Origin of the sequence: Azospirillum palustre (assembly GCF_002573965.1) — a bacterium.
Lineage (GTDB): Bacteria > Pseudomonadota > Alphaproteobacteria > Azospirillales > Azospirillaceae > Azospirillum > Azospirillum palustre.
Genome location: NZ_PDKW01000043.1, coordinates 2546817 through 2566641 on the forward strand (window position 1 = coordinate 2546817; position 19825 = coordinate 2566641).

Annotated in this window: 16 protein-coding genes and 1 tRNA gene; 9 read left to right on the plus strand and 8 right to left on the minus strand. The window is 68.9% G+C overall.

What is annotated here, in order from left to right; translation table 11 throughout:
* Positions 1 to 46: 46 nt before the first annotated feature.
* Together CRT60_RS34290 and CRT60_RS34295 are read right to left on the minus strand one after the other, a co-directional pair.
* Positions 47 to 673: a ribonuclease D gene (locus CRT60_RS34290; protein WP_098740805.1), complete on the minus strand. Its 627-nt coding sequence runs from the start codon at positions 671 to 673 to the stop codon at positions 47 to 49.
* A gap of 121 nt (positions 674 to 794) precedes the next feature.
* Positions 795 to 881 (minus strand) — tRNA-Leu (locus CRT60_RS34295).
* A gap of 278 nt (positions 882 to 1159) precedes the next feature.
* Between CRT60_RS34295 and CRT60_RS34300 the strand changes: the two genes are divergently transcribed.
* The 4 genes from CRT60_RS34300 (at position 1160) to CRT60_RS36365 (ending at position 4522) form a co-directional block, all read left to right on the plus strand.
* On the plus strand, positions 1160 to 2131 hold the full coding sequence (locus tag CRT60_RS34300) for a complex I NDUFA9 subunit family protein (protein WP_098740806.1): 972 nt from the start codon (positions 1160 to 1162) through the stop codon (positions 2129 to 2131).
* 210 nt (positions 2132 to 2341) lie between these two features.
* Positions 2342 to 3526: an MFS transporter gene (locus CRT60_RS34305; protein ID WP_098740807.1), complete on the plus strand. Its 1185-nt coding sequence runs from the start codon at positions 2342 to 2344 to the stop codon at positions 3524 to 3526.
* A gap of 143 nt (positions 3527 to 3669) precedes the next feature.
* Complete coding sequence (locus CRT60_RS35965; RefSeq protein ID WP_143273438.1) at positions 3670 to 4077, plus strand: hypothetical protein; 408 nt, start codon at positions 3670 to 3672, stop codon at positions 4075 to 4077.
* A gap of 262 nt (positions 4078 to 4339) precedes the next feature.
* Entirely contained in the window at positions 4340 to 4522 is a 183-nt protein-coding gene (locus tag CRT60_RS36365; RefSeq protein ID WP_204562116.1) for a hypothetical protein, read from the plus strand.
* Between the two features lie 80 nt (positions 4523 to 4602).
* Here CRT60_RS36365 and CRT60_RS34320 read toward each other — a convergent pair whose 3' ends face one another.
* Complete coding sequence (locus tag CRT60_RS34320; RefSeq protein ID WP_098740810.1) at positions 4603 to 5403, minus strand: undecaprenyl-diphosphate phosphatase; 801 nt, start codon at positions 5401 to 5403, stop codon at positions 4603 to 4605.
* 385 nt (positions 5404 to 5788) lie between these two features.
* Between CRT60_RS34320 and CRT60_RS34325 the strand changes: the two genes are divergently transcribed.
* Both CRT60_RS34325 and gltB read left to right on the plus strand, forming a co-directional pair.
* Positions 5789 to 7237 carry an NAD(P)-dependent oxidoreductase gene (locus tag CRT60_RS34325; protein WP_098740811.1) on the plus strand — a complete coding sequence of 483 codons (1449 nt, stop codon included), beginning with the start codon at positions 5789 to 5791 and terminating at the stop codon, positions 7235 to 7237.
* Between the two features lie 96 nt (positions 7238 to 7333).
* Complete coding sequence (gene gltB, locus CRT60_RS34330; protein WP_098740812.1) at positions 7334 to 11881, plus strand: glutamate synthase large subunit; 4548 nt, start codon at positions 7334 to 7336, stop codon at positions 11879 to 11881.
* 225 nt (positions 11882 to 12106) lie between these two features.
* Here gltB and CRT60_RS34335 read toward each other — a convergent pair whose 3' ends face one another.
* From CRT60_RS34335 to CRT60_RS34345, 3 genes are all read right to left on the minus strand, one after another.
* Entirely contained in the window at positions 12107 to 12814 is a 708-nt protein-coding gene (locus tag CRT60_RS34335) for an alpha/beta fold hydrolase (RefSeq protein WP_204562118.1), read from the minus strand.
* Positions 12815 to 12973: 159 nt separating this feature from the next.
* The gene (locus CRT60_RS34340) at positions 12974 to 13624 is read right to left on the minus strand and encodes a glutathione S-transferase family protein (protein ID WP_098740814.1); all 651 of its coding nucleotides are present in this window, start codon (positions 13622 to 13624) and stop codon (positions 12974 to 12976) included.
* 84 nt (positions 13625 to 13708) lie between these two features.
* Positions 13709 to 14866 carry a GGDEF domain-containing protein gene (locus CRT60_RS34345; RefSeq protein WP_098740815.1) on the minus strand — a complete coding sequence of 386 codons (1158 nt, stop codon included), beginning with the start codon at positions 14864 to 14866 and terminating at the stop codon, positions 13709 to 13711.
* A gap of 235 nt (positions 14867 to 15101) precedes the next feature.
* Here CRT60_RS34345 and CRT60_RS34350 point away from each other — a divergent pair, with 235 nt between their 5' ends.
* The 3 genes from CRT60_RS34350 to CRT60_RS34360 all read left to right on the plus strand — a co-directional run bounded on the left by CRT60_RS34350 (position 15102) and on the right by CRT60_RS34360 (position 17967).
* A complete protein-coding gene (locus tag CRT60_RS34350) occupies positions 15102 to 16481 on the plus strand; it encodes a leucyl aminopeptidase family protein (protein WP_098740816.1) in 1380 nt (459 codons plus the stop codon).
* 86 nt (positions 16482 to 16567) lie between these two features.
* The gene (locus CRT60_RS34355; protein WP_098740817.1) at positions 16568 to 17437 is read left to right on the plus strand and encodes an AraC family transcriptional regulator; all 870 of its coding nucleotides are present in this window, start codon (positions 16568 to 16570) and stop codon (positions 17435 to 17437) included.
* A 107-nt stretch (positions 17438 to 17544) separates the two neighbouring features.
* Positions 17545 to 17967, plus strand: a complete 423-nt coding sequence (locus CRT60_RS34360; protein ID WP_098740818.1) for a DUF2000 domain-containing protein — start codon at positions 17545 to 17547, stop codon at positions 17965 to 17967.
* A gap of 54 nt (positions 17968 to 18021) precedes the next feature.
* On the opposite strand, the gene CRT60_RS34365 is transcribed toward CRT60_RS34360, so the two are convergent.
* Together CRT60_RS34365 and CRT60_RS34370 are read right to left on the minus strand one after the other, a co-directional pair.
* Positions 18022 to 19218, minus strand: a complete 1197-nt coding sequence (locus tag CRT60_RS34365) for a sensor histidine kinase (protein WP_098740819.1) — start codon at positions 19216 to 19218, stop codon at positions 18022 to 18024.
* Positions 19219 to 19326: 108 nt separating this feature from the next.
* Positions 19327 to 19800 (minus strand): low molecular weight protein-tyrosine-phosphatase, encoded by a 474-nt coding sequence (locus CRT60_RS34370; RefSeq protein ID WP_098740820.1) that lies wholly within the window; start codon positions 19798 to 19800, stop codon positions 19327 to 19329.
* Between the last annotated feature and the right edge of the window lie 25 nt (positions 19801 to 19825).

A 19825-nucleotide genomic window follows, 5' to 3' on the forward strand; every position in this document is an offset into this window, starting at 1 on the left:
CATCCGGCTCCCTCTCCCGGGACGGGAGAGGGCGATCATCCCGCCCTCAGTGCGCCAGAATGTCCGGGGTTTCCCAGCCGCCGAGGTCCAGTTCGCCGCGGGCGGGCAGGAAGTCGAAGCAGGCCTGGGCCAGATGGGTGCGGCCCTCGCGCGCCAGCATGACGTCCAGCTTCGCCTTCAGGTCGTGCAGGTGCAGCACGTCCGACGCGGCGTACTTCATCTGGTCGGTGGTCAGCTCGGGCGCGCCCCAGTCGGAGGACTGCTGCTGCTTGGAGATTTCCACGCCCAGCAGGTCCTTGCACAGGTCCTTCAGGCCATGACGGTCGGTGAAAGTGCGGACCAGCTTGGAGGCCACCTTGGTGCAGTAGACCGGCTGGCAGCCGACGCCCAGGTAAGCCTTCATCACCGCCACGTCGAAACGGGCGAAGTGGAACAGCTTGGTCACGGTGGGATCGGTCAGCAGGCGCTTCAGGTTCGGCGCCTCGTACTGGCCGGGGCGGAACTGCACCAGATGGATCGCACCGTCGCCGGCCGACAGCTGCACCAGGCAGAGGCGGTCGCGGTGGGGGTTCAGCCCCATGGTCTCGGTGTCGATGGCGACGCAGTTGTCGCGGGCGCCGGCGCCGAGGTCGAGGCCGTCGGGGAGGTCGCCGTCATGAAGGTCGATGGGCATGGTCGCGTCCCGGGGTGGTCAGGCCCCCGGCCATGGACCCTAGAAACGACGAACGCCGCTCTGCACGTCCTCCTTCTCAATCGAAGGAGCTGTGCATGCGGCGCAGCCGGGTAGAAAGAAATGGTGCCCAGGAGAAGACTCGAACTTCCACGACATTTCTGCCACAGGTACCTGAAACCTGCGCGTCTACCAATTCCGCCACCTGGGCTCGGTGCTCGGTGTGTGGGCGGTTGTTTAATGATCCTTCCGGGGGGCGTCAACAGCTTTTTCCCGGCCCTTCCATTTTTTTGCCGCATCGCGGGTTTTCGCTGTTGGGATCCCGGCCGCGACGATGCAGTCCCTAGATTGGGGGCGGTCCATTCGCTATAAGCAGGACCGCAGTTCCAGCAGTCCTCTATGGCGACACACAGTCGGACGACGCGCGGGGGCGCGCGCAAAAAGCGCGAAGACCCCGGTTTCGGCGCGCAACGACACGGGAGACGGTCGATGTCCTATCGCACTCAGGTTATCACGGTGTTCGGCGGTTCGGGCTTCATCGGCCGCCACCTGATCCGGCGCCTCGCCAAGTCGGGCGCCCTCATCCGCATCGCCACCCGCAATCCGGGCAAGGCCGGCTTCCTGAAGACGGCCGGCGCCGTCGGCCAGATCGTGCCGTTCGCCACCGACTGCGCCGACGACGTGTCGGTCGCCCGCGCCCTCCAGGGGGCGGATGTCGCCATCAACCTGCTGGGCGTGCTGTACGAGCGCGGGAGCCAGAGCTTCCAGGGCGTACATGTCGACGCCGCGTCGCGCATCGCCCGTCTGGCCGCCGCGGCGGGCGTCAACCGGCTGATCCAGATCTCCGCCATCGGCGCCGACGCCTCGTCGCCGTCGGTCTATGCCCGCTCAAAGGCGGCCGGCGAGCAGGCGGTGCTGTCCGCCTTCCCGGCGGCGACCATCCTGCGCCCCAGCATCGTCTTCGGGCCGGAAGACAATTTCTTCAACAAGTTCGCCGCGATGGCGCAGAAGGCCCCGGCCCTGCCGCTGATCGGCGGCGGCAAGACCCTGTTCCAGCCGGTCTATGTCGGCGACCTGGCCGACGCCGTGATCGCGGCGCTGGACAGCGATGCCAGCCGCGGCAAGACCTACGAGCTGGGCGGCCCGCGCATCTACACCTTCCGCGAACTGCTGGAGCTGACCCAGAAGACCATCCAGCGCCACCGTCCGCTGGTGACCATCCCCTGGAGCGCCGCCGAGTCGCTGGCCGGCATCCTGGAAAAAGTGCCGGTGCTGGCCCCGGCGCTGACCCGCGACCAGGTGGCCTTGCTGAAGCACGACAACGTCGTCTCGCCGGGCGCGCTGGGCTTCAAGGATCTGGGCATCGCCGAGCTGGCGGCCTGCGAGGTGATCGTGCCGACCTACCTGTCGCGCTTCATCGTCGGCGGCAAGTACAGCGGCCTGACCAACAACGCCCATTGAGGCAACGCCCACTGAGGCAACGCCCGCTGACGGGCGGCTCCGTTCCCAGTGCCTTCCGAAAGCCCCGGCCCCCGCGCCGGGGCTTTCGCGTTGAGGGGACCGGGGGACCGGGGGGACCGCCGCCGCGGGCATGGCACGCCTGCCCCAACGCCGCTTGAATTCCCCCGCCGCCGCCGTCATGTGGGCGGTTCACTTACGGCGGGAACGGCGATGACGGGAGCAGAGGATATCCGGGGCGTGTCGGGCCGGATGGCGGAACAGGCATCGGCCGCGCGCTGGGCGACCGTCGCCGCCTTCTTCCTGAACGGCACCGTCTTCGGCGTGTGGGCGACGCAGATCCCCCTGCTGAAGAACCGGCTGGACCTCAGCCCGGCGGTGCTGGGTGCCGCCCTGCTCTGCCTTGCCGTCGGCGCCCTGACGGCGATGATCGCCAGCGGGCCGCTGCTGGGCCGGCTGGGCAGCGCGCCGGTGACGCGGGTGACCGCCCTGCTGTTCGCCGGGCTGCTTCCCCTGCCCTCCCTGGTGCCGGACGTGGCGACGCTGTGCATCGTGCTGGCGCTGTTCGGCGCGTCGGGCGGCACCATGGACGTGGCGATGAACGCGCAGGGCGCGCTGGTCGAGCGGCGGATGGGCCGGCCGATCATGTCGTCGCTGCACGGGATGTGGAGTCTCGGCGGGCTGGCGGGCGCCGGTCTGGGCGGGCTGCTGCTGCCGCTGATGGCCCCGGCGGCGCAGGCCGCGCTGGTGTCGGCCGGGCTTCTGGTGCTGTTCCTGGCCTTGCAGGGGCGTTTCCTGCCCGACCGCAACGCCGGCGGCGGCGGGCTGGTTCTGCCCGACCGCAAGACCCTGCTGCTCGGCCTGCTCGCCGCCATGGCCTTCATGGGCGAGGGCGCCATCCTGGACTGGAGCGCCATCCATCTGCGCGACGATCTGGGCGCGCCGGCCTCCATCGCCGGCATGGGGTTCGGCGTGTTCTGCGCCGCCATGGCGGCCGGGCGGTTCAGCGGCGACCGGCTGCGCCACCGCTTCGGCGGGGCGACGCTGATGCGTGCCGGCGGGCTGCTGGCCACGGCCGGGCTGGGCTGCGTGCTGGCCGGGGGGATCGTCGCGGGGGGAGTGCCGGTGCTGGCGATGGTCGGCTTCGGGCTGACCGGGATCGGCCTGTCGAACATCGTCCCGGTGCTGTTCAGCACGGCGGGGTCGGTGGACAGCGGTCATCCCGACCATGCGGTCGCCGCGGTGTCCACCATGGGCTATGCCGGCGTGCTGGCCGGTCCGCCGCTGGTCGGCTTCATCGCCGAGGCGACCAGCCTCGCCACCGCCTTCGCGATGATCGCGCTGCTGGCGCTGGGCATGGCCGCCGCCGCGGCCCGTGCGGTGCCGCAACAACGGTAAGCCGCAAGATCCAAGAAAATCCTAAAAGTCAATCCTTTATTTGCCTATTTGACAGGCAGCCCTTGCTTTCATATCCTTCCCGACGCTCTCATATCTTTGAGAGAGCGATCCCTCTCCACAGAGGCCCTGGTCGGCGTCGAGCTTTGTTTTCCGATGACGCCAGCGCCTGTAAGGATTCGGCCGTGATTCGGAATAGGCAACAGCGCGACGACGCGGCCCTCTGCTTTCAGGAGGCCCCGGCAGAGCCCGACACCGGCAGCGGTCGGACCAGCGGCCGGGAAAGCTCCGGACCGGCCTCGCCTGCCCTGGCCCGCAGTCCGAAACCGCTGAAATCGCAGCCGCTGGTGCTGGGAAAGCGAATGTCCCGCACGGCGTCCGAACCCCCGCCCGGCTCCCTGCCAGGCCGTCGGCTGGCGACACGCGCCGAACTGTTCGATCCCAGCCGCGGCTATTTCGATTCGGCCGCCATCGTGGTTCAACCTCCGGAAACGCCGGAGCTTGCCGAAGCGCTCGACCATGCGTTGGCTACCTGGGGTGCAACATCCATTTGAATGCAGGGCTGAGTGCGCGAGCCGGTCCGGCGAGCCGTTCGCCCGGAATGCGCCAATTTGCCACTGCTTCTCTTTGCCGTTGCGGTCGGCCCTGTGTTAACGAACAGTTTTCAGGGATTCAGCGCGGCGGGGATCAATGATAAGGCCGGTTTTCGTCGATTTCGACTCCGTCGCCTTTCCGGCGCACGATGATGGGGCCGCGGCTTTGCACGCTGCCCTGCTTCGGGCCATACAGGCGCCCTACAGCCCCAATAGACGCGTGATGCTCCGCGGCGAGGAAATGCTGGTCGTGACCGCTGCTCATGGTCGTGCGCTCGGCACCATCGCCTACGTGCCAAAGACTCATTCGCCACCTCCCGGCACAATCTACATGTCGGGGAATGACGAGACCGACGACCCCTATATTGTGATCTCGGTCCATCACATGCTGGTCGCGGCCCGCTGATTTCGGGGGATCCGCCCGGATTTCCGTTCCCCGGCGGCCGATGCCTGCCGCCGGGGCCCAGTGCGGATCCGGGATGCAGGTCAGAGATACAGGAACGCCAGCATGCCGGTGCCGACGGCGATGCGGTACCAGCCGAACGGGGTGAAGCCGTAGCGGCCGACGAAATCGACCAGCGTCTTCACCACCAATGCTGCTGCGATGAAGGCGGTGACGAAGCCGACCAGGATCAGCAGGCCGCTGTCCAGGCTCATCACCGACCAGTTCTTGTAGAGGTCGTAGACGGTGGCGCCGGCCATGGTCGGCACCGCCAGGAAGAAGGAGAATTCGGCCGCCGCCTTGCGGTCGACGCCCATCAGCAGGGCGCCCAGGATGCTGGCGCCCGAGCGCGACACGCCCGGCACCAGGGCCAGGCACTGGCAGAAGCCGATCTTCAGCGCCAGCGGGGCGGAGAAGTTCTCGATTCGGTGATAGCGGGCGACCGGGATCAGCCGTTCCACCAGCAGGATGGCGATGCCGCCGACGATCAGCGCGATGCTGACCACGGTGGGGTTGAACAGCACCGACTTGATGATGCCGTGCAGGCCGGCGCCCAGCACCATCGCCGGCAGGAAGGCGATGACCACCGCCATCACGAAGCGCCGGGCGCCGGGATCGTCCTTCAGCCCTGTGGCGACATGCCACAGCCGCTGGAAATAGACCACGCAGATCGCCAGGATGGCACCGAGCTGGATCACCACTTCGAACACCTTGCCGGGCGGGCCCTCGAAGCCCAGCAGTTCGTCCAGCATGATCAGGTGGCCGGTGGAGGAGACGGGCAGGAACTCGGTCAGCCCCTCGATCAGCCCCAGGAGGGTGGCGTCCAGATATTGATCGATCATCATCGCGGCACGCAGCCTTCGGCACGGTGAATGTTGCAGCGCTTATAGCAGGCCGTGGCCAGGGTTGGCGATGGCGTGGGGTCGGTACCCCTATTCGGGCGATAGTCCTGAATTGGGACTAATTTTCTGTCGCGTTTTTGTGACACCCCACCGCCACACCCACGCATTACAGCCTTGCGGAAGAAAAGGTCAACAAACCGGACCTATCGGTGTTTTTGTGCTTTCGCGGGGTGGGCGCATGCGTTATATGACGAGCGTCCGCCACTTCGCGGACGTTCGATTTCAACCCATCCGGACGGTGTAGGCCACAGCCGCAGCCCCCGGTCAGGCCCAGCAAGGCGATGCCCCCGCGACAGCGGGCGGGGCCGCGAAGCAAGGAGCAGACGTCATGGCGAACCAGAAAATGTTGGGCTTCGTGCACACCGCGCAGAAGATGCCCGACAAGCGGTCTGCCGCCGACCGCCGCCAGGACTTCGCCGAGATCTACGCCCGCTTCAGCAACGAGCGCGCCGGCGAGCAGGCCAACCGCTGCTCGCAGTGCGGCGTTCCCTTCTGCCAGGTGCACTGCCCGGTCTCCAACAACATCCCGGACTGGCTGAAGCTGACCGCCGAGGGCCGTCTGGAAGAGGCCTACGAGGTCTCCCAGGCCACCAACAACTTCCCCGAAATCTGCGGCCGCATCTGCCCGCAGGACCGGCTGTGCGAGGGCAACTGCGTCATCGAGCAGTCGACCCACGGCGCCGTCACCATCGGCTCGGTCGAGAAGTACATCAACGACACCGCCTGGGAAAACGGCTGGGTCAAGCCGCGCACCCCCGTCCGCGAGCTGGGCCTGTCGGTCGGCGTGGTCGGCGCCGGCCCGGCCGGCCTCGCCGCCGCCGAGGAGCTGCGCGCCAAGGGCTACGAGGTCCATGTCTACGACCGCTACGACCGCATGGGCGGCCTGCTGGTCTACGGCATTCCCGGCTTCAAGCTGGAGAAGGACGTCGTCGCCCGCCGGGTCCAGCGCCTGGCCGATGCCGGCGTCATCTTCCATTCCAATTTCGAGGTCGGCCGCGACGCCTCGCTGGCCGAGCTGCGCGAGCGCCACGTCACCATCCTGATCGCCACCGGCGTCTACAAGGCCCGCGACATCGAGGCCCCCGGCTCGGGGCTGAAGAACATCGTCCCGGCGCTGGAATACCTGACCACCTCCAACAAGGTCGGGCTCGGCGACTCCATGGAGGCCTATGAGGACGGCTCGCTGAACGCCGCCGGCAAGAAGGTGGTGGTGCTCGGCGGCGGCGACACCGCGATGGACTGCGTGCGCACGGCGATCCGCCAGGGCGCCACCTCGGTCAAGTGCCTGTACCGCCGCGACCGCAAGAACATGCCGGGCTCGCAGCGCGAAGTGGCGCATGCCGAGGAGGAAGGCGTCGAGTTCGTCTGGCAGGCAGCACCCGAGGCCTTCACCGGCACCGATGTCGTCACCGGCGTGCGCGCCGTCCGCATCCATCTGGGCGTCGCCGACGCCACCGGCCGCCAGACCCCGCAGGTGATCGAGGGCTCCGACTTCACCGAGCCGGCCGACCTCGTCATCAAGGCGCTGGGCTTCGAGCCGGAGGATCTGCCGGGCATGTTCGGCTCGCCGGACCTGACCGTCACCCGCTGGGGCACGCTGCTGGTCGACCACCGCACCAAGATGACCAGCCTGGACGGCGTCTTCGCCGCCGGCGACATCGTCCGCGGCGCGTCCCTGGTGGTGTGGGCCATCCGCGACGGCCGCGACGCCGCCGACGCCATGCACGCCTACGCCCAGACCGTCGGCGCGCCCAAGCTGGCCGTCGCGGCCGAGTAAGCCGCTCCTTCCTTCCGCTATCAGAACACCGTCTACCCCAGGGGGCCTTCCCTTCGGCCCCCCAGGTCAACGTCCAGACTGTGAAAGGGTCGTTCCATGACCACCGAATTGAACCAGGGTGAGCAGTTCGTCGCCGATTTCCGCGCCAACGCCGCGGCGCTGACCACTGCCCACGCCTACAATCCGGCCGACGAGCACGACGCCTGCGGCGTCGGCTTCATCGCCGCGATCGACGGCAAGCCCCGCCGCTCGGTGGTCGAAAAAGGCATCGAAGCCCTGAAGGCGGTCTGGCACCGCGGTGCGGTGGACGCCGACGGCAAGACCGGCGACGGCGCCGGCATCCATGTCCAGGTGCCGCAGAAGTTCTTCAAGGACCACGTCAAGATCATCGGCCACCTGCCGCCGGAGAACAATCTGGCGGTCGGCCAGGTCTTCCTGCCGCGCATCAGCCTGGACGCCCAGGAAGCCTGCCGCTGCATCGTCGAGACCGAGATCCTGGCCTTCGGCTACTACATCTACGGTTGGCGCCAGGTGCCGATCAACGTCGACATCATCGGCGAGAAGGCCAACGCGACCCGGCCCGAGATCGAGCAGATCATCATCGGCAACGCCAAGGGCGTGTCGGACGAGCAGTTCGAACTCGACCTCTACATCATCCGCCGCCGGATCGAGAAGGCGGTGCATGGCGAGCAGATCAACGACTTCTACATCTGCTCGCTGTCGGCGCGCTCGATCATCTACAAGGGCATGTTCCTCGCCGAACAGCTGTCCACCTTCTATCCGGACCTGACCGACGAGCGCTTCGAGTCGTCCTTCGCCATCTACCACCAGCGCTATTCGACCAACACCTTCCCGACCTGGCCGCTGGCCCAGCCCTTCCGCATGCTCGCCCACAACGGCGAGATCAACACGCTGAAGGGCAACGTCAACTGGATGAAGGCGCACGAGACCCGGATGGAGCATCCGGTGTTCGGCGCCAACATGGGCGACCTGAAGCCGGTGATCGGCGTCGGCCTGTCGGACTCGGGCGCGCTCGACAGCGTGTTCGAGGTGATGGTCCGCGCCGGCCGCACGGCGCCGATGGTCAAGATGATGCTGGTGCCGCAGGCGCTGACCAGCTCGCAGACCACGCCGGACAACCACAAGGCGCTGATCGCCTACTGCAACTCCGTCATGGAGCCGTGGGACGGCCCGGCCGCGCTCGCCATGACCGACGGCCGCTGGGTCGTCGGCGGCATGGACCGCAACGGCCTGCGCCCGATGCGCTACACCATCACCACCGACGGCCTGATCATCGGCGGCTCCGAGACCGGCATGGTCAAGATCGAGGAGAACCAGGTGGTCGAGAAGGGCCGCCTCGGCCCGGGCGAGATGATCGCCGTCGATCTCCAGGCCGGCAAGCTGTTCAACGACCGTGAGCTGAAGGACCATCTGGCCAGCCAGAAGCCGTGGGGCCAGTGGGTCAAGAACACCACCCATCTGGACGAGCTGGTGAAGACCGCCGCGCTGAAGGGCGAGCCGTCGAACATGGAGAAGGAGGAGCTGCGCCGTCGCCAGATGGCCTTCGGCCTCGCCATGGAAGACATGGAGCTGATCCTCCACCCGATGGCGGAGGACGGCAAGGAGGCCATCGGCTCGATGGGCGACGACAGCCCCATCGCCGTGCTGTCCGACAAGTACCGCGGCCTGCACCACTTCTTCCGCCAGAACTTCTCCCAGGTCACCAATCCGCCCATCGACTCGCTTCGCGAGCGCCGGGTGATGAGCCTGAAGACGCGGCTGGGCAATCTCGGCAACATCCTGGACGAGGATGAGAGCCAGACCCGGTTGCTGCAACTCGACAGCCCGGTGCTGACCACCGCCGAATTCCACGCCATGCGGGACTATATGGCCGACACCGCGGCGGTGATCGACGCCACCTTCCCGGTGGATGGCGGCCCCGACGCGCTGCGCGACGCGCTGCGCCGCATCCGCCAGGAGGCGGAGGACGCCGTGCGCGGCGGCGCCAACCACGTCACCCTGACCGACGAGGCGATGGGCCCGGCCCGTGCCGCCATCCCGGCGATCCTGGCGACCGGTGCCGTCCACACCCACCTGATCCGCTCCAACCTGCGCACCTTCACCTCGCTGAACCTGCGCACGGCGGAATGCCTGGACACCCATTACTTCGCGGTGCTGATCGGCGTCGGCGCCACCACCGTCAACGCCTATCTGGCGCAGGAAGCGGTGGCCGAGCGCCAGCGCCGCGGCCTGCTCGGTTCGCTGTCGCTGGAAAAGGCGATGACGAACTACAAGAAGGCCATCGACGACGGCCTGCTGAAGATCATGTCCAAGATGGGCATCTCGGTCATCAGCAGCTACCGCGGCGGCGGCAACTTCGAGGCCATCGGCCTCAGCCGCGCCCTGGTCGCCGAGCATTTCCCGGCGATGGTCAGCCGCATCTCCGGCATCGGCCTCAACGGCATCCAGAAGAAGGTCCTGGAGCAGCATGCGCTGGCCTATGCCGGCGAGGCGCTGCCCCTGCCGGTCGGCGGCTTCTACCGCTTCCGCAAGTCGGGCGACCGCCATGGCTGGGAGGGTGGGATCATCCACACCCTGCAGCAGGCCGTCACCAACGACAGCTACACCACCTTCAAGAAATATTCCGAGCAGGTGAACAAGCGGCCGCCGATGCAGCTGCGCGACCTGCTGGAGTTCCGCACCACCAAGGCCGCCGTTCCGGTCGACGAGGTCGAGAGCATCACCTCGATCCGCAAGCGCTTCATCACGCCGGGCATGTCGATGGGTGCCTTGTCGCCCGAGGCGCACGGCACGCTGAACGTCGCGATGAACCGCATCGGCGCCAAGTCCGACTCGGGCGAGGGCGGCGAGGATCCGGCGCGCTTCCGTCCCGACAAGAACGGCGACAACTGGAACTCCGCCATCAAGCAGGTGGCGTCGGGCCGCTTCGGCGTCACCGCCGAGTACCTGAACCAGTGCCGCGAGCTGGAGATCAAGGTCGCCCAGGGCGCCAAGCCCGGCGAGGGCGGGCAGCTCCCCGGCTTCAAGGTGACGGAGATGATCGCGCGGCTGCGTCACTCGACGCCGGGCGTCATGCTGATCAGCCCGCCGCCGCACCACGACATCTACTCGATCGAGGATCTGGCGCAGCTCATCTATGACCTGAAGCAGATCAACCCGGACGCCAAGGTCACGGTGAAGCTGGTCAGCCGGTCGGGCATCGGCACCATCGCCGCCGGCGTGGCGAAGGCCAACGCCGACATCATCCTGATCTCCGGCAACTCCGGCGGCACCGGCGCGTCCCCGCAGACCTCGATCAAGTTCGCCGGCCTGCCCTGGGAGATGGGGCTGTCGGAGGTCCATCAGGTCCTGACGCTGAACAAGCTGCGCCACCGCGTGCGGCTGCGCACCGACGGCGGCCTGAAGACCGGCCGCGACATCGTCATCGCCGCCATGCTGGGCGCCGAGGAGTACGGCATCGGCACCGCCAGCCTGATCGCCATGGGCTGCATCATGGTCCGGCAGTGCCATTCCAACACCTGCCCGGTCGGCGTCTGCGTCCAGGACGAGAAGCTGCGCGAGAAGTTCGTCGGCTCGCCGGAGAAGGTCGTCAACCTCTTCACCTTCCTGGCCGAGGAGGTCCGCGAGATCCTGGCCAAGCTGGGCTTCCGTTCGCTGAGCGAGGTGATCGGCCGCACCGACCTGCTGCATCAGGTCAGCCGCGGCGGCGCCCACCTCGACGACCTCGACCTCAACCCGCTGCTGGCCCAGGTCGATCCCGGCGAGAACGCGCGCTACTGCACGCTCCAGGGCCGCAACGAGGTGCCGGACACGCTGGACGCCCGCATCGTCGCCGATGCCCGCCCGCTGTTCGAGGAGGGCGAGAAGATGCAGCTCGCCTACAACGCCCGCAACACGCAGCGCGCCATCGGCACGCGGCTGTCCTCGATGGTGACGCGGAAGTTCGGCATGTTCGGGCTCCAGCCCGGCCACATCACCGTCCGCCTGCGCGGCACCGCCGGCCAGTCGCTGGGCGCCTTCGCGGTCCAGGGCATCAAGCTGGAGGTGATGGGCGACGCCAACGACTATGTCGGCAAGGGCCTGTCGGGCGGCACCATCGTCGTCCGTCCCGCCACCAACAGCCCGCTGCTGTCGAACAAGAACACCATCATCGGCAACACGGTGCTGTACGGCGCCACCGCCGGCAAGCTGTTCGCCGCCGGCCAGGCCGGCGAGCGGTTCGCGGTGCGCAACTCCGGCGCCACCGTCGTGGTGGAGGGCTGCGGCTCCAACGGCTGCGAGTACATGACCGGCGGCACCGCGGTGATCCTGGGCAAGGTCGGCGACAATTTCGGCGCCGGCATGACCGGGGGCATGGCCTACATCTACGACCCGGAGGACTCGCTGCCGCTTTTCATCAACGAGGAGAGCGTCATCTTCCAGCGGATCGAGGTGCCCCATTACGAGGCCCAGCTCCGCGCCCTGATCGAGGAGCACGTCGCCGAGACGCAGAGCCGTTTCGCCGCCGAGATCCTCAACGACTGGCAGCGTGAACTCGGCCACTTCTGGCAGGTGGTCCCGAAGGAGATGCTGCACCGTCTGGCCGTGCCGGTGACCCTGCCGCGCGCCATCCCGGCGGAGTGATAATGCCCTCTCCCGCCCCGGGAGAGGAAGGGGACCCGCCAAAGGCGGGGAGGGTGAGGGGGTATCCGAACATGGATTATGATCCTTGGATTCCCCCTCACCCTTCCCATGCTCCGCATGGGCCCCTTCCCTCTCCCGGGACGGGAGAGGGAGTAAGGAGCGGCTATGAGAACGGCGCGCCATCCGGCAGGACGGCGCGCCGTTTTCCGTTTCAGCCGCCGGGTTTCAGCCGCCAGCGACGCTGTGGACGGCCTCCAGGATGACCGCGGCCACCGCGTCGGGCCGCGACAGCAGGGAGAGGTGGCTTGCCTGCAGCTCGGTGGTCCTGGCGCCCATGCGCCGGGCGAACTCCCGCTCCAGCTCGACGCTGACGACCCGGTCGTCGGCCGAGACGATGTACCAGTTGGGGCGGCTCTCCCAGGCGGCCTGGGTGACCTTGTCGCCGAAGGTGCTGCCGGGCAGCGGCGGTTGGAGCACCGCGAGCACGCGGGCTTCGGCTTCGGGAAGATCGGACGCGACATCCTCGATCCAGCCTTCGACGCTGAGCGTGAGATTGCCGGCGCCGTCGTCCCGAATCCTGCCCAGGCCCGGAGGCGGCGGATACGCCCCCACCAGCTCGCCGAGCGTCTCGCCGGCCTTGGGCGCGAAGGCCGCCACATAGACCAGCGCCTTGACCTTGGGATCGTTTCCGGCCTCGGTGATGACCGCCCCGCCCCAGCTGTGTCCCACCAGCACGACGGAGCCGTCGATGCCGGCCAGCGCCTGCCGGGTGGCCTTCACGTCGTCGGCCAGCGAACTCGTCGGGTTCTGCACCGCGACGACGGGAACATTCTTCTCAAGCAGGAGCGGGATGACCCGCTGCCAGCTTGAACCATCGGCCCAGGCGCCGTGAACGAGAACGACGGTGGGCATCGGGGTGGGCGGGTTGCTCATGCACAGGCTCCTTCGTGACGTCCATTCGTGAAGTCCATGCATCGGAGCTTAGGTGCGGTCTCCCCGGGCGTGCTTGCCGGATTCAGGCATTGCTGGTCGATTCTGCCGCAAAGCGTCCGGCGGTCCCACCCCCCCAGCGTCTTCTTACGGTTCGTTTTCTTACGGTTCGAGTTCCCACGGCTCATCCTTGGCCGCCGCGATCCACTCCTGCATCGCCGGCAAGTCCAGCACGGCGTCCATATAGGCGCGCGACACCGGCGACACCGCGACGCTATAGGTGTCCAGCCGCGTCACCACCGGGGCGAACATGGCGTCGGCGATGGTGAAGGCGCCGAACAGGAACGGCCCGCGCGCAGGCCTGCCGAAGTGGGTGCGGGCGTCGTCCCACAGCTCCTGGATCCGGGCGATGTCGGCGGCGGTCGCCTCGGTCTTGCCGCGGCCCATGCGGTTGCGCTTGAGGTCCATCGGCATGGTGCTGCGCAGCGAGGTGAAGCCGGAATGCATCTCCGCCGCCACCGAGCGCGCCACCGCCCGCGCCGCCCGGTCCGCCGGCCACAGCCCGGCCTCCGGCGCCAGTTCCGCCACATGCTCGCAGATCGCCAGCGAGTCCCAGACGGTCAGCCCGTCATGGATCAGGGCGGGCACGCGGCCCGACGGCGACCGTTCGGCGATGCGCGCGGCGGTGTCCGGCTGGCGCAGGGGGATGACGGTCTCGGCAAAGGCGATCCCGGCCTGCCTGAGGGCCAGCCACGGGCGCAGCGACCAGGACGAATAAGCCTTGTTCCCAATCACCAGGGTCAGGTCGGACATCGGGCTGCACCTTTCGCGTGGAAGAAATACGGTGGGGACAGTCAAAGCGACGGATTGCGCGTTGGCGCAACCGTCATCCCCTTCTTACGCCGGCACGAGGTCCTGGGGAACCCGTGACGCGTGCGCGACGCGGTTGCGGCCGTCGCGCTTGGCCTCGTAGAGCGCCATGTCCGCGGCATGGACGAGGTCCGGCCAAGTCTCCCCCGGCCGGGCGACCTGGGCGACGCCGATGCTGGCCGTCACCCCCAGCGCGCTTCCCTGGTGCTGGAACGGGATCGCCTGGATGGCCTCGCGGATCCGCTCGGCGACCGGCAGCGCGTCGGATGTCCGCAATTCCGGCAGGAACAGCAGGAACTCCTCCCCGCCCATCCGCGCCAGCACATCGTCGGGGCGCTTCAGGTTGCGCAGCGTCGCCGCCACGGCGACCAGCACGGTGTCGCCGGCGGCATGGCCGAACCTGTCGTTGATCCGCTTGAAATGGTCGAGGTCGATGCAGAAGACGGTGTCGCCGGGACGGAGGTGACCGGGCATCATCCGTTCCAGCCAGCGCCGGTTGCCGATGCCGGTCAGGCTGTCGAGTTCCGCCATCAGGCTCAGCTTGCGCTCCGCCCGGTCGGTAGCGACGCTGTAGATCAGGATCGAGACGGCGAAATTGCCAAGGATCTGGATGAAGAACTCCCAGGCCAGCCAGGACACGAAATCGGCGACGAAGAGAATGGCCGCGGCCCCCAGCAGGAACGACACCCCGCTGAGCGCCAGCACGGCCGCCAGCGGCCGGCAGGACGGCAACTGCTCGACCCGCCTGAGCCGCGTCACGATCCGCGCCGCCAGCAACAGGCAAAGCGCCGCATTCAGATGGAAAACGGCGGCGCGGAGCTGGTTGTCCAGGTGGAAGCCGGTCACCCAGGCGACGATCCAGACCGCAAGCGGATAGACCGCCAGCAGGTGCCACGCCCGCGGCAGGCGCCCGGACCGCAGGCGTTCGATCCCCAGCGCCAGCAGCCCATGCCCGACCACACCCAGCATCAGGCTGCCCAGGGTCCAGACCGGCTTCGGCAGCATGGCATGCTCGCCGAAGCCGGCCAGGACGCCGCCGAACCCCACCAGGGAAAATGCCGCCGCCAGCGTGCCGAACCCGGATGCGGGGACATCCCGCAACCGCGCGAACAGAAATACCGCCGCCCCCACCAGAAGTGACGACTGGTAGAGAAACAGCACGGTGGCGATGTCGAGCACAATCATAGACGGCAACGCCGGTTGATGATCACGGGTCCTTATACCGTGAACGTCGCTGTCGGTGAACCGGGTCGACGAACCGGACACCCAACACCCATGCAGATCGAAGGAAACACCCAGTCGAAAAGCGTTTCACTCCGTTCCACGCCACCCCTTTCCAGCCGGGGCCGGCCGCGCCATCCTTGGGGATGGGCATCCGCATCGGATGCGTGACGTGATCTCGTGAAAAGGATTCCCCGTCTTGCTCGCCACCCTGCTTGCCGTCGACGGTCCCGACACCGTCGCCCTCACCCCCGTGACCAAGGCCGGGCTCGCCGACTGGCTGGCGGCGCAATCGCCGGCCACGGCATCCTGGGTCAAGGCCGTGGGCTTCACCGGCGAGGCCGGATCGACCGTCTTCCTGCCGGGACCGGACGGCGCCGTCGCCCGCGTGCTGGCCGGCGTGTCGGCGGTCGACGATCTGTGGGCCTTCGCCGGCCTGCCCGCCTCGCTCCCCGCCGGCTCCTACCGGATCGACGCGGCGCTGGATGCGCGGGCGGCAACGCGGGCGGCGCTGGGCTGGGCGCTCGGCAGCTACCGCTTCACCCGTTACCGGAAGCCGCCCGAGAAGGGCTTCGCCACCCTGGTCTGGCCGGCGGAGGCCGACCGCGGCGAGGTGGAGCGAGCGGCAACCGCCACCTGGCTGGTGCGCGATCTGGTGAACACCCCGGCCTGCGACATGGGTCCTGCCGAGCTGGCCCAGGCGGCGCAGGATCTGGGGGCGGAGTTCGACGCGGCGGTGGAGGTCATCGTCGGGCAGGACCTGCTCGACCGCGACTATCCGGCGATCCATGCCGTCGGCCGCGCCAGCCCGCGGGCGCCGCGGCTGGTCGACCTGCGCTGGGGCAACCCGACCCATCCGAAGGTGACCATCGTCGGCAAGGGCGTCTGCTTCGACACCGGCGGGCTGGACCTGAAGCCGTCCTCGGCCATGCTGATCATGAAGAAGGACATGGGCGGTGCCGCGCATGCGCTGGCGCTCGGCCGGATGATCATGATGGCCGGGCTGCCGGTGCGGCTGCGCGTGCTGGTGCCGGCAGTGGAGAATGTCGTCTCCGGCGACAGCTTCAAGCCGCAGGACGTGCTGAGAACCCGCAAGGGCCTGACCATCGAGGTCGGCAACACCGACGCCGAGGGCCGCCTGATCCTGTGCGACGCGCTGGCCGAGGCGGATTCGGAGAAGCCGGAGCTGCTGATCGACTTCGCCACCCTGACCGGTGCGGCCCGCGTGGCGCTGGGCCCCGACCTGCCGGCGCTGATGTCCAACAACGACGCGCTGGCCACCGACCTGACCGAGGCCGGGACCGCGGAGGACGACCCGATGTGGCGGCTCCCGCTGTGGGCGCCCTACCGCAAGGGGCTGGACAGCAAGGTGGCCGACATCAACAACGTCACCACCAACGGCTTCGCCGGCGCCATCACCGCCGGGCTGTTCCTTCAGGAATTCGTGTCGAAGGAAACGCCCTGGGCGCATCTGGACACCTATGCCTGGAACGGCTCGGCCCGTCCCGGTCGTCCGGAGGGTGGCGAGGCGCTGGGCCTGCGCGCCGCCTATGCGGTGATCGCCAAGCGGTTCGGCTGACCATCCACGCCACACGGAGTGGACGCCGGGGGAAAGGGCGGGAGGCGGTTGGCGCCGTCCCCGCCCCTTCCCCCTCGGGGGAGGGAATGGGATCGCACCACAACGCAGGACGTGCCGGCGGACAGGACGACTGGGTGGCGGTGCGCCGCGATGCGGAGACCGGCATCGAGACCATCCGCGCCCATTTCCGCGGCCATGCCTATGACCTGCACGACCATGACGAGCTGCTGGTCGGCGTCACCGAGCAGGGGGTGCAGGCGTTCCGCTGCCGGCGGCGGCTGCACACCAGCGTTCCCGGCCGCGTCATCCTGATCGAACCCGGCGAGGCCCATGACGGCCACAGCCCGGGGGAGGATGGCTTCACCTACGCCATGCTCTACCTGCCGGTGCCGCTGCTGACCGCCCGCAGCGAGGCGCTGCGCAGCCTGATGCCGCGGGGAACCGGCCTGCCGCTGGGCTTCCGCGACACGCTGGCCGACGATCCCGGCCTTGCGGCGACGATCCGCTCCGCCTTCCTGGCCCTGCACCAGCGCGAAGGGCGGCTGGCCCGCGACCTGTCGCTGGACCGGCTGGCGGTGAGGCTGGCCGGCCATCTGGCACCACCGGAGGAGCGCCGGCCGCAGCAGCCCGACCGCGCCGCCGCCCTGGTGCGCGAGTTGCTGCATGCCCGGATGGCCGAGGATGTCGGGCTGGACGAGCTGTCCGCTGCGGCCGGAGTCGACCGGTTCCGGCTGAACCGCGCCTTCCGCGCCGCCTTCGGCCTGTCGCCGCACGCCTATCTGGTCCGGCTGCGCCTGCGCACCGCCCGGCGCCGGCTGGCCGAGGGCGAGGCGCCGGCCCTGGTCGCGGCCGAGGTCGGCTTCGCCGACCAGAGCCATCTCGGCCGCTGGTTCCGCCGCGCCTATGGCCTGACGCCGGCCGCCTACCGCAATCTGTGCACGAACGTTCCAGACTGAGGCGCCGCCGTCGGGCATCTGAAGGGGCAAAGGAGATGATTGTCATGCCCGCCAGCCCAATGCCCGATAGCACAATGCCCGATACCCCGATGCCCGAAACCACCCCCATGGACGCGCCCGTCCGCTTCGACACCAAGGTCGCGCTGGTCGTCCGCGCCGATCTGGCGGTCTGGCAGAAGCTGAACGTCGCCGCCTTCCTCGCCACCGGGATCGCCGCCGCGGCGCCGGACGCGCTGGGCGAGGCGTATGTCGACGGTGCCGGCCGCCGCTATGGCCGCATGCTGGGCCAGCCGATGCTGATCTTCACCGCCGACCGTGACCAACTGCGCGCCGTCCGCGATGCGGCGCTGGAGCGGGGGCTGACGCTGGTGCCCTATGTCGCCGCCATGTTCACCACCGGCCACGACGCCGCCAACCGCGCCGCCTTCCAGGCCGAGGACCCGGATACCCCCGATCTGGTCGGGCTGGCGTTGCGCGGGCCGAAGAAGGCGGTGGACAAGACGGTGAAGGGCCTCGCCCTGCATGGGTGAGGGGCACGGGGGAGAGCGGGCGGCTGAACGCACCGGGTAGCGTCAACCCACCCGTCACAGCTCCTGCGGAACCGTGATCGTCACGCTGGTGCCGGCGCCCGGCACGCTGTCGATGGCGAGCCGGCCGCCGAGCGGGCCGGTCACCGTGTTGAACACCACCGCCAGCCCCAGACCCTTGTGGCCGCGGTTGCGGGCGGTGGTGAAGAAGGCGTCGGTCAGGGTCGGCAGGTTGTTGGCCGGAATGCCGGCGCCGCGGTCGCGGACGATCAGGTTCCAGGCCGGGACCGCATCCAGCGTCGCCGGCTCCACCGCCACCTCGGCCTCGCCCGGACCGCCGCCATAGCCATGGGCGGCGGCGTTGGCGAACAGATGGTGCAGCACCCGCTCCAGATGCGGGGCATAGCCGATCCACGGGCAGGCGGCGCCGGGGACGATCCGGATGACCAGCGGCAGGTCGGGATGCTGGACCGCGAACAGGCTCGCCGCGTCCTCGGCCATGCGGCGCAGTTCCAGCGCCTCCAGCGGTTCGGCGGTCTGGCAGGCGGCGATGGCGGAAAAGGCCTCCACCAGCTCCACCGCGCGGGTGAGGTTGGCGTCGAGCAGGGCCGCCGGCTCCCGCAGCTCCTCGGTCGACAGCGGGCCGTTGCCGGGGCGGGCCAGATCCTGCAAATGGCTGGCCGCGGTGACGCAGACGCCGAGCGGCGTGTTCAGCTCATGCGCCAGCCCGGTCACCGCCTGGGTGATGGCGCGCTGGCGGGCCAGCGCCGATTCGGCGATGCGGGCGCGCCGCTCCAGATCCTCGCGCACCACCCGTTCCGACACCTCGCGGATCATGCGGCTGAGTTCGCGCAGCAGCTTCGCCAGCAGGTCGGGCGAGGGGGAGATCAGCGACAGGAACAGGTCGCGTTCCAGTTCGAACACCGTGACCGGCGTGGCGGCGATGACCGAGGCCGAGCGGGAGCCGCCGTCGATCAGCGCCATTTCGCCGAAACAGTCGCCGGCACGGCGGAACCCGACCTCCACCTGACCGCCGAAGGGATCGTCGCGCACCACGCGCACCGTGCCGTCCAGCAGGACGTAGAGCGAGCTGGCGCTGTCGCCCTCGCGCATCAGGACGGTGCCGGCCGCGGCGTCGAACACCCGCCCGCGCGAGGCCACGGCCGCGCGCTCCTCGGGCGAGAAGGCCTCGAACAGGACGATGCCGTCGAGGATTCCGCCGGGCGCGGTCGTGCCGGTGGTGGCGCTGGTCATGGTGACGGGATGCTCCGAATGGGCCTTGTCCCGACAGCATAGATCAAGCAGCCGGGAAACCGCGAGACGTTACCCGAGGCTTTCGCGAATCGGAAACCGGCTTTCGCGCTACAGGCGGTCCAGCAGGCCGCGCGACCCGGCCTCGCACAGGTCCAGCACCTGCTCGAACCCGTCGGGGCCGCCATAATAGGGATCGGGCACCTCCCGCCCCTCCCCCTCCTGTCCAATGGGGCCGGCCGCATCGTCCAGGAACAGGCGCAGCGCCGCGGTGGCGCCGGGCGGGGCGATGCGGCGCAGCTGGGCCAGATGGCCGTGGTCCATCGCCAGGATATGGTCGAAGCGGGTGAAGTCGGCCGCCGCCACCTTGCGGGCGCGCAAGCCCGACAGGTCGACGCCGCGGGCCAGCGCCGCGCGCACCGTGCGCGGATCGGGCGGCTCGCCGACGTGATAGCTGTGGGTGCCGGCGGAGTCGGCGCTCACCAGGGCGCCGAGCCCGGCGCGGTCGGCCAGATGGCGGAACACCCCCTCGGCGGTCGGCGAGCGGCAGATGTTGCCCGTGCAGACGAACAGGATCTTGACCACCTGCGGTATCCCCTATCTCTGTTTC

Excerpts from the sequence above, each read along its gene's own strand:
- CRT60_RS34290 (WP_098740805.1), bottom strand. The coding sequence starts at position 673 with ATGCCCATCGACCTTCATGACGGCGACCTCCCCGACGGCCTCGACCTC.
- CRT60_RS34300 (WP_098740806.1), top strand. The coding sequence starts at position 1,160 with ATGTCCTATCGCACTCAGGTTATCACGGTGTTCGGCGGTTCGGGCTTC.
- CRT60_RS34305 (WP_098740807.1), top strand. The coding sequence starts at position 2,342 with ATGACGGGAGCAGAGGATATCCGGGGCGTGTCGGGCCGGATGGCGGAA.
- CRT60_RS36365 (WP_204562116.1), top strand. The coding sequence starts at position 4,340 with ATGCTCCGCGGCGAGGAAATGCTGGTCGTGACCGCTGCTCATGGTCGT.
- CRT60_RS34320 (WP_098740810.1), bottom strand. The coding sequence starts at position 5,403 with ATGATGATCGATCAATATCTGGACGCCACCCTCCTGGGGCTGATCGAG.
- CRT60_RS34325 (WP_098740811.1), top strand. The coding sequence starts at position 5,789 with ATGGCGAACCAGAAAATGTTGGGCTTCGTGCACACCGCGCAGAAGATG.
- gltB (WP_098740812.1), top strand. The coding sequence starts at position 7,334 with ATGACCACCGAATTGAACCAGGGTGAGCAGTTCGTCGCCGATTTCCGC.
- CRT60_RS34335 (WP_204562118.1), bottom strand. The coding sequence starts at position 12,814 with ATGAGCAACCCGCCCACCCCGATGCCCACCGTCGTTCTCGTTCACGGC.
- CRT60_RS34340 (WP_098740814.1), bottom strand. The coding sequence starts at position 13,624 with ATGTCCGACCTGACCCTGGTGATTGGGAACAAGGCTTATTCGTCCTGG.
- CRT60_RS34345 (WP_098740815.1), bottom strand. The coding sequence starts at position 14,866 with ATGATTGTGCTCGACATCGCCACCGTGCTGTTTCTCTACCAGTCGTCA.
- CRT60_RS34355 (WP_098740817.1), top strand. The coding sequence starts at position 16,568 with ATGGGATCGCACCACAACGCAGGACGTGCCGGCGGACAGGACGACTGG.
- CRT60_RS34360 (WP_098740818.1), top strand. The coding sequence starts at position 17,545 with ATGGACGCGCCCGTCCGCTTCGACACCAAGGTCGCGCTGGTCGTCCGC.
- CRT60_RS34365 (WP_098740819.1), bottom strand. The coding sequence starts at position 19,218 with ATGACCAGCGCCACCACCGGCACGACCGCGCCCGGCGGAATCCTCGAC.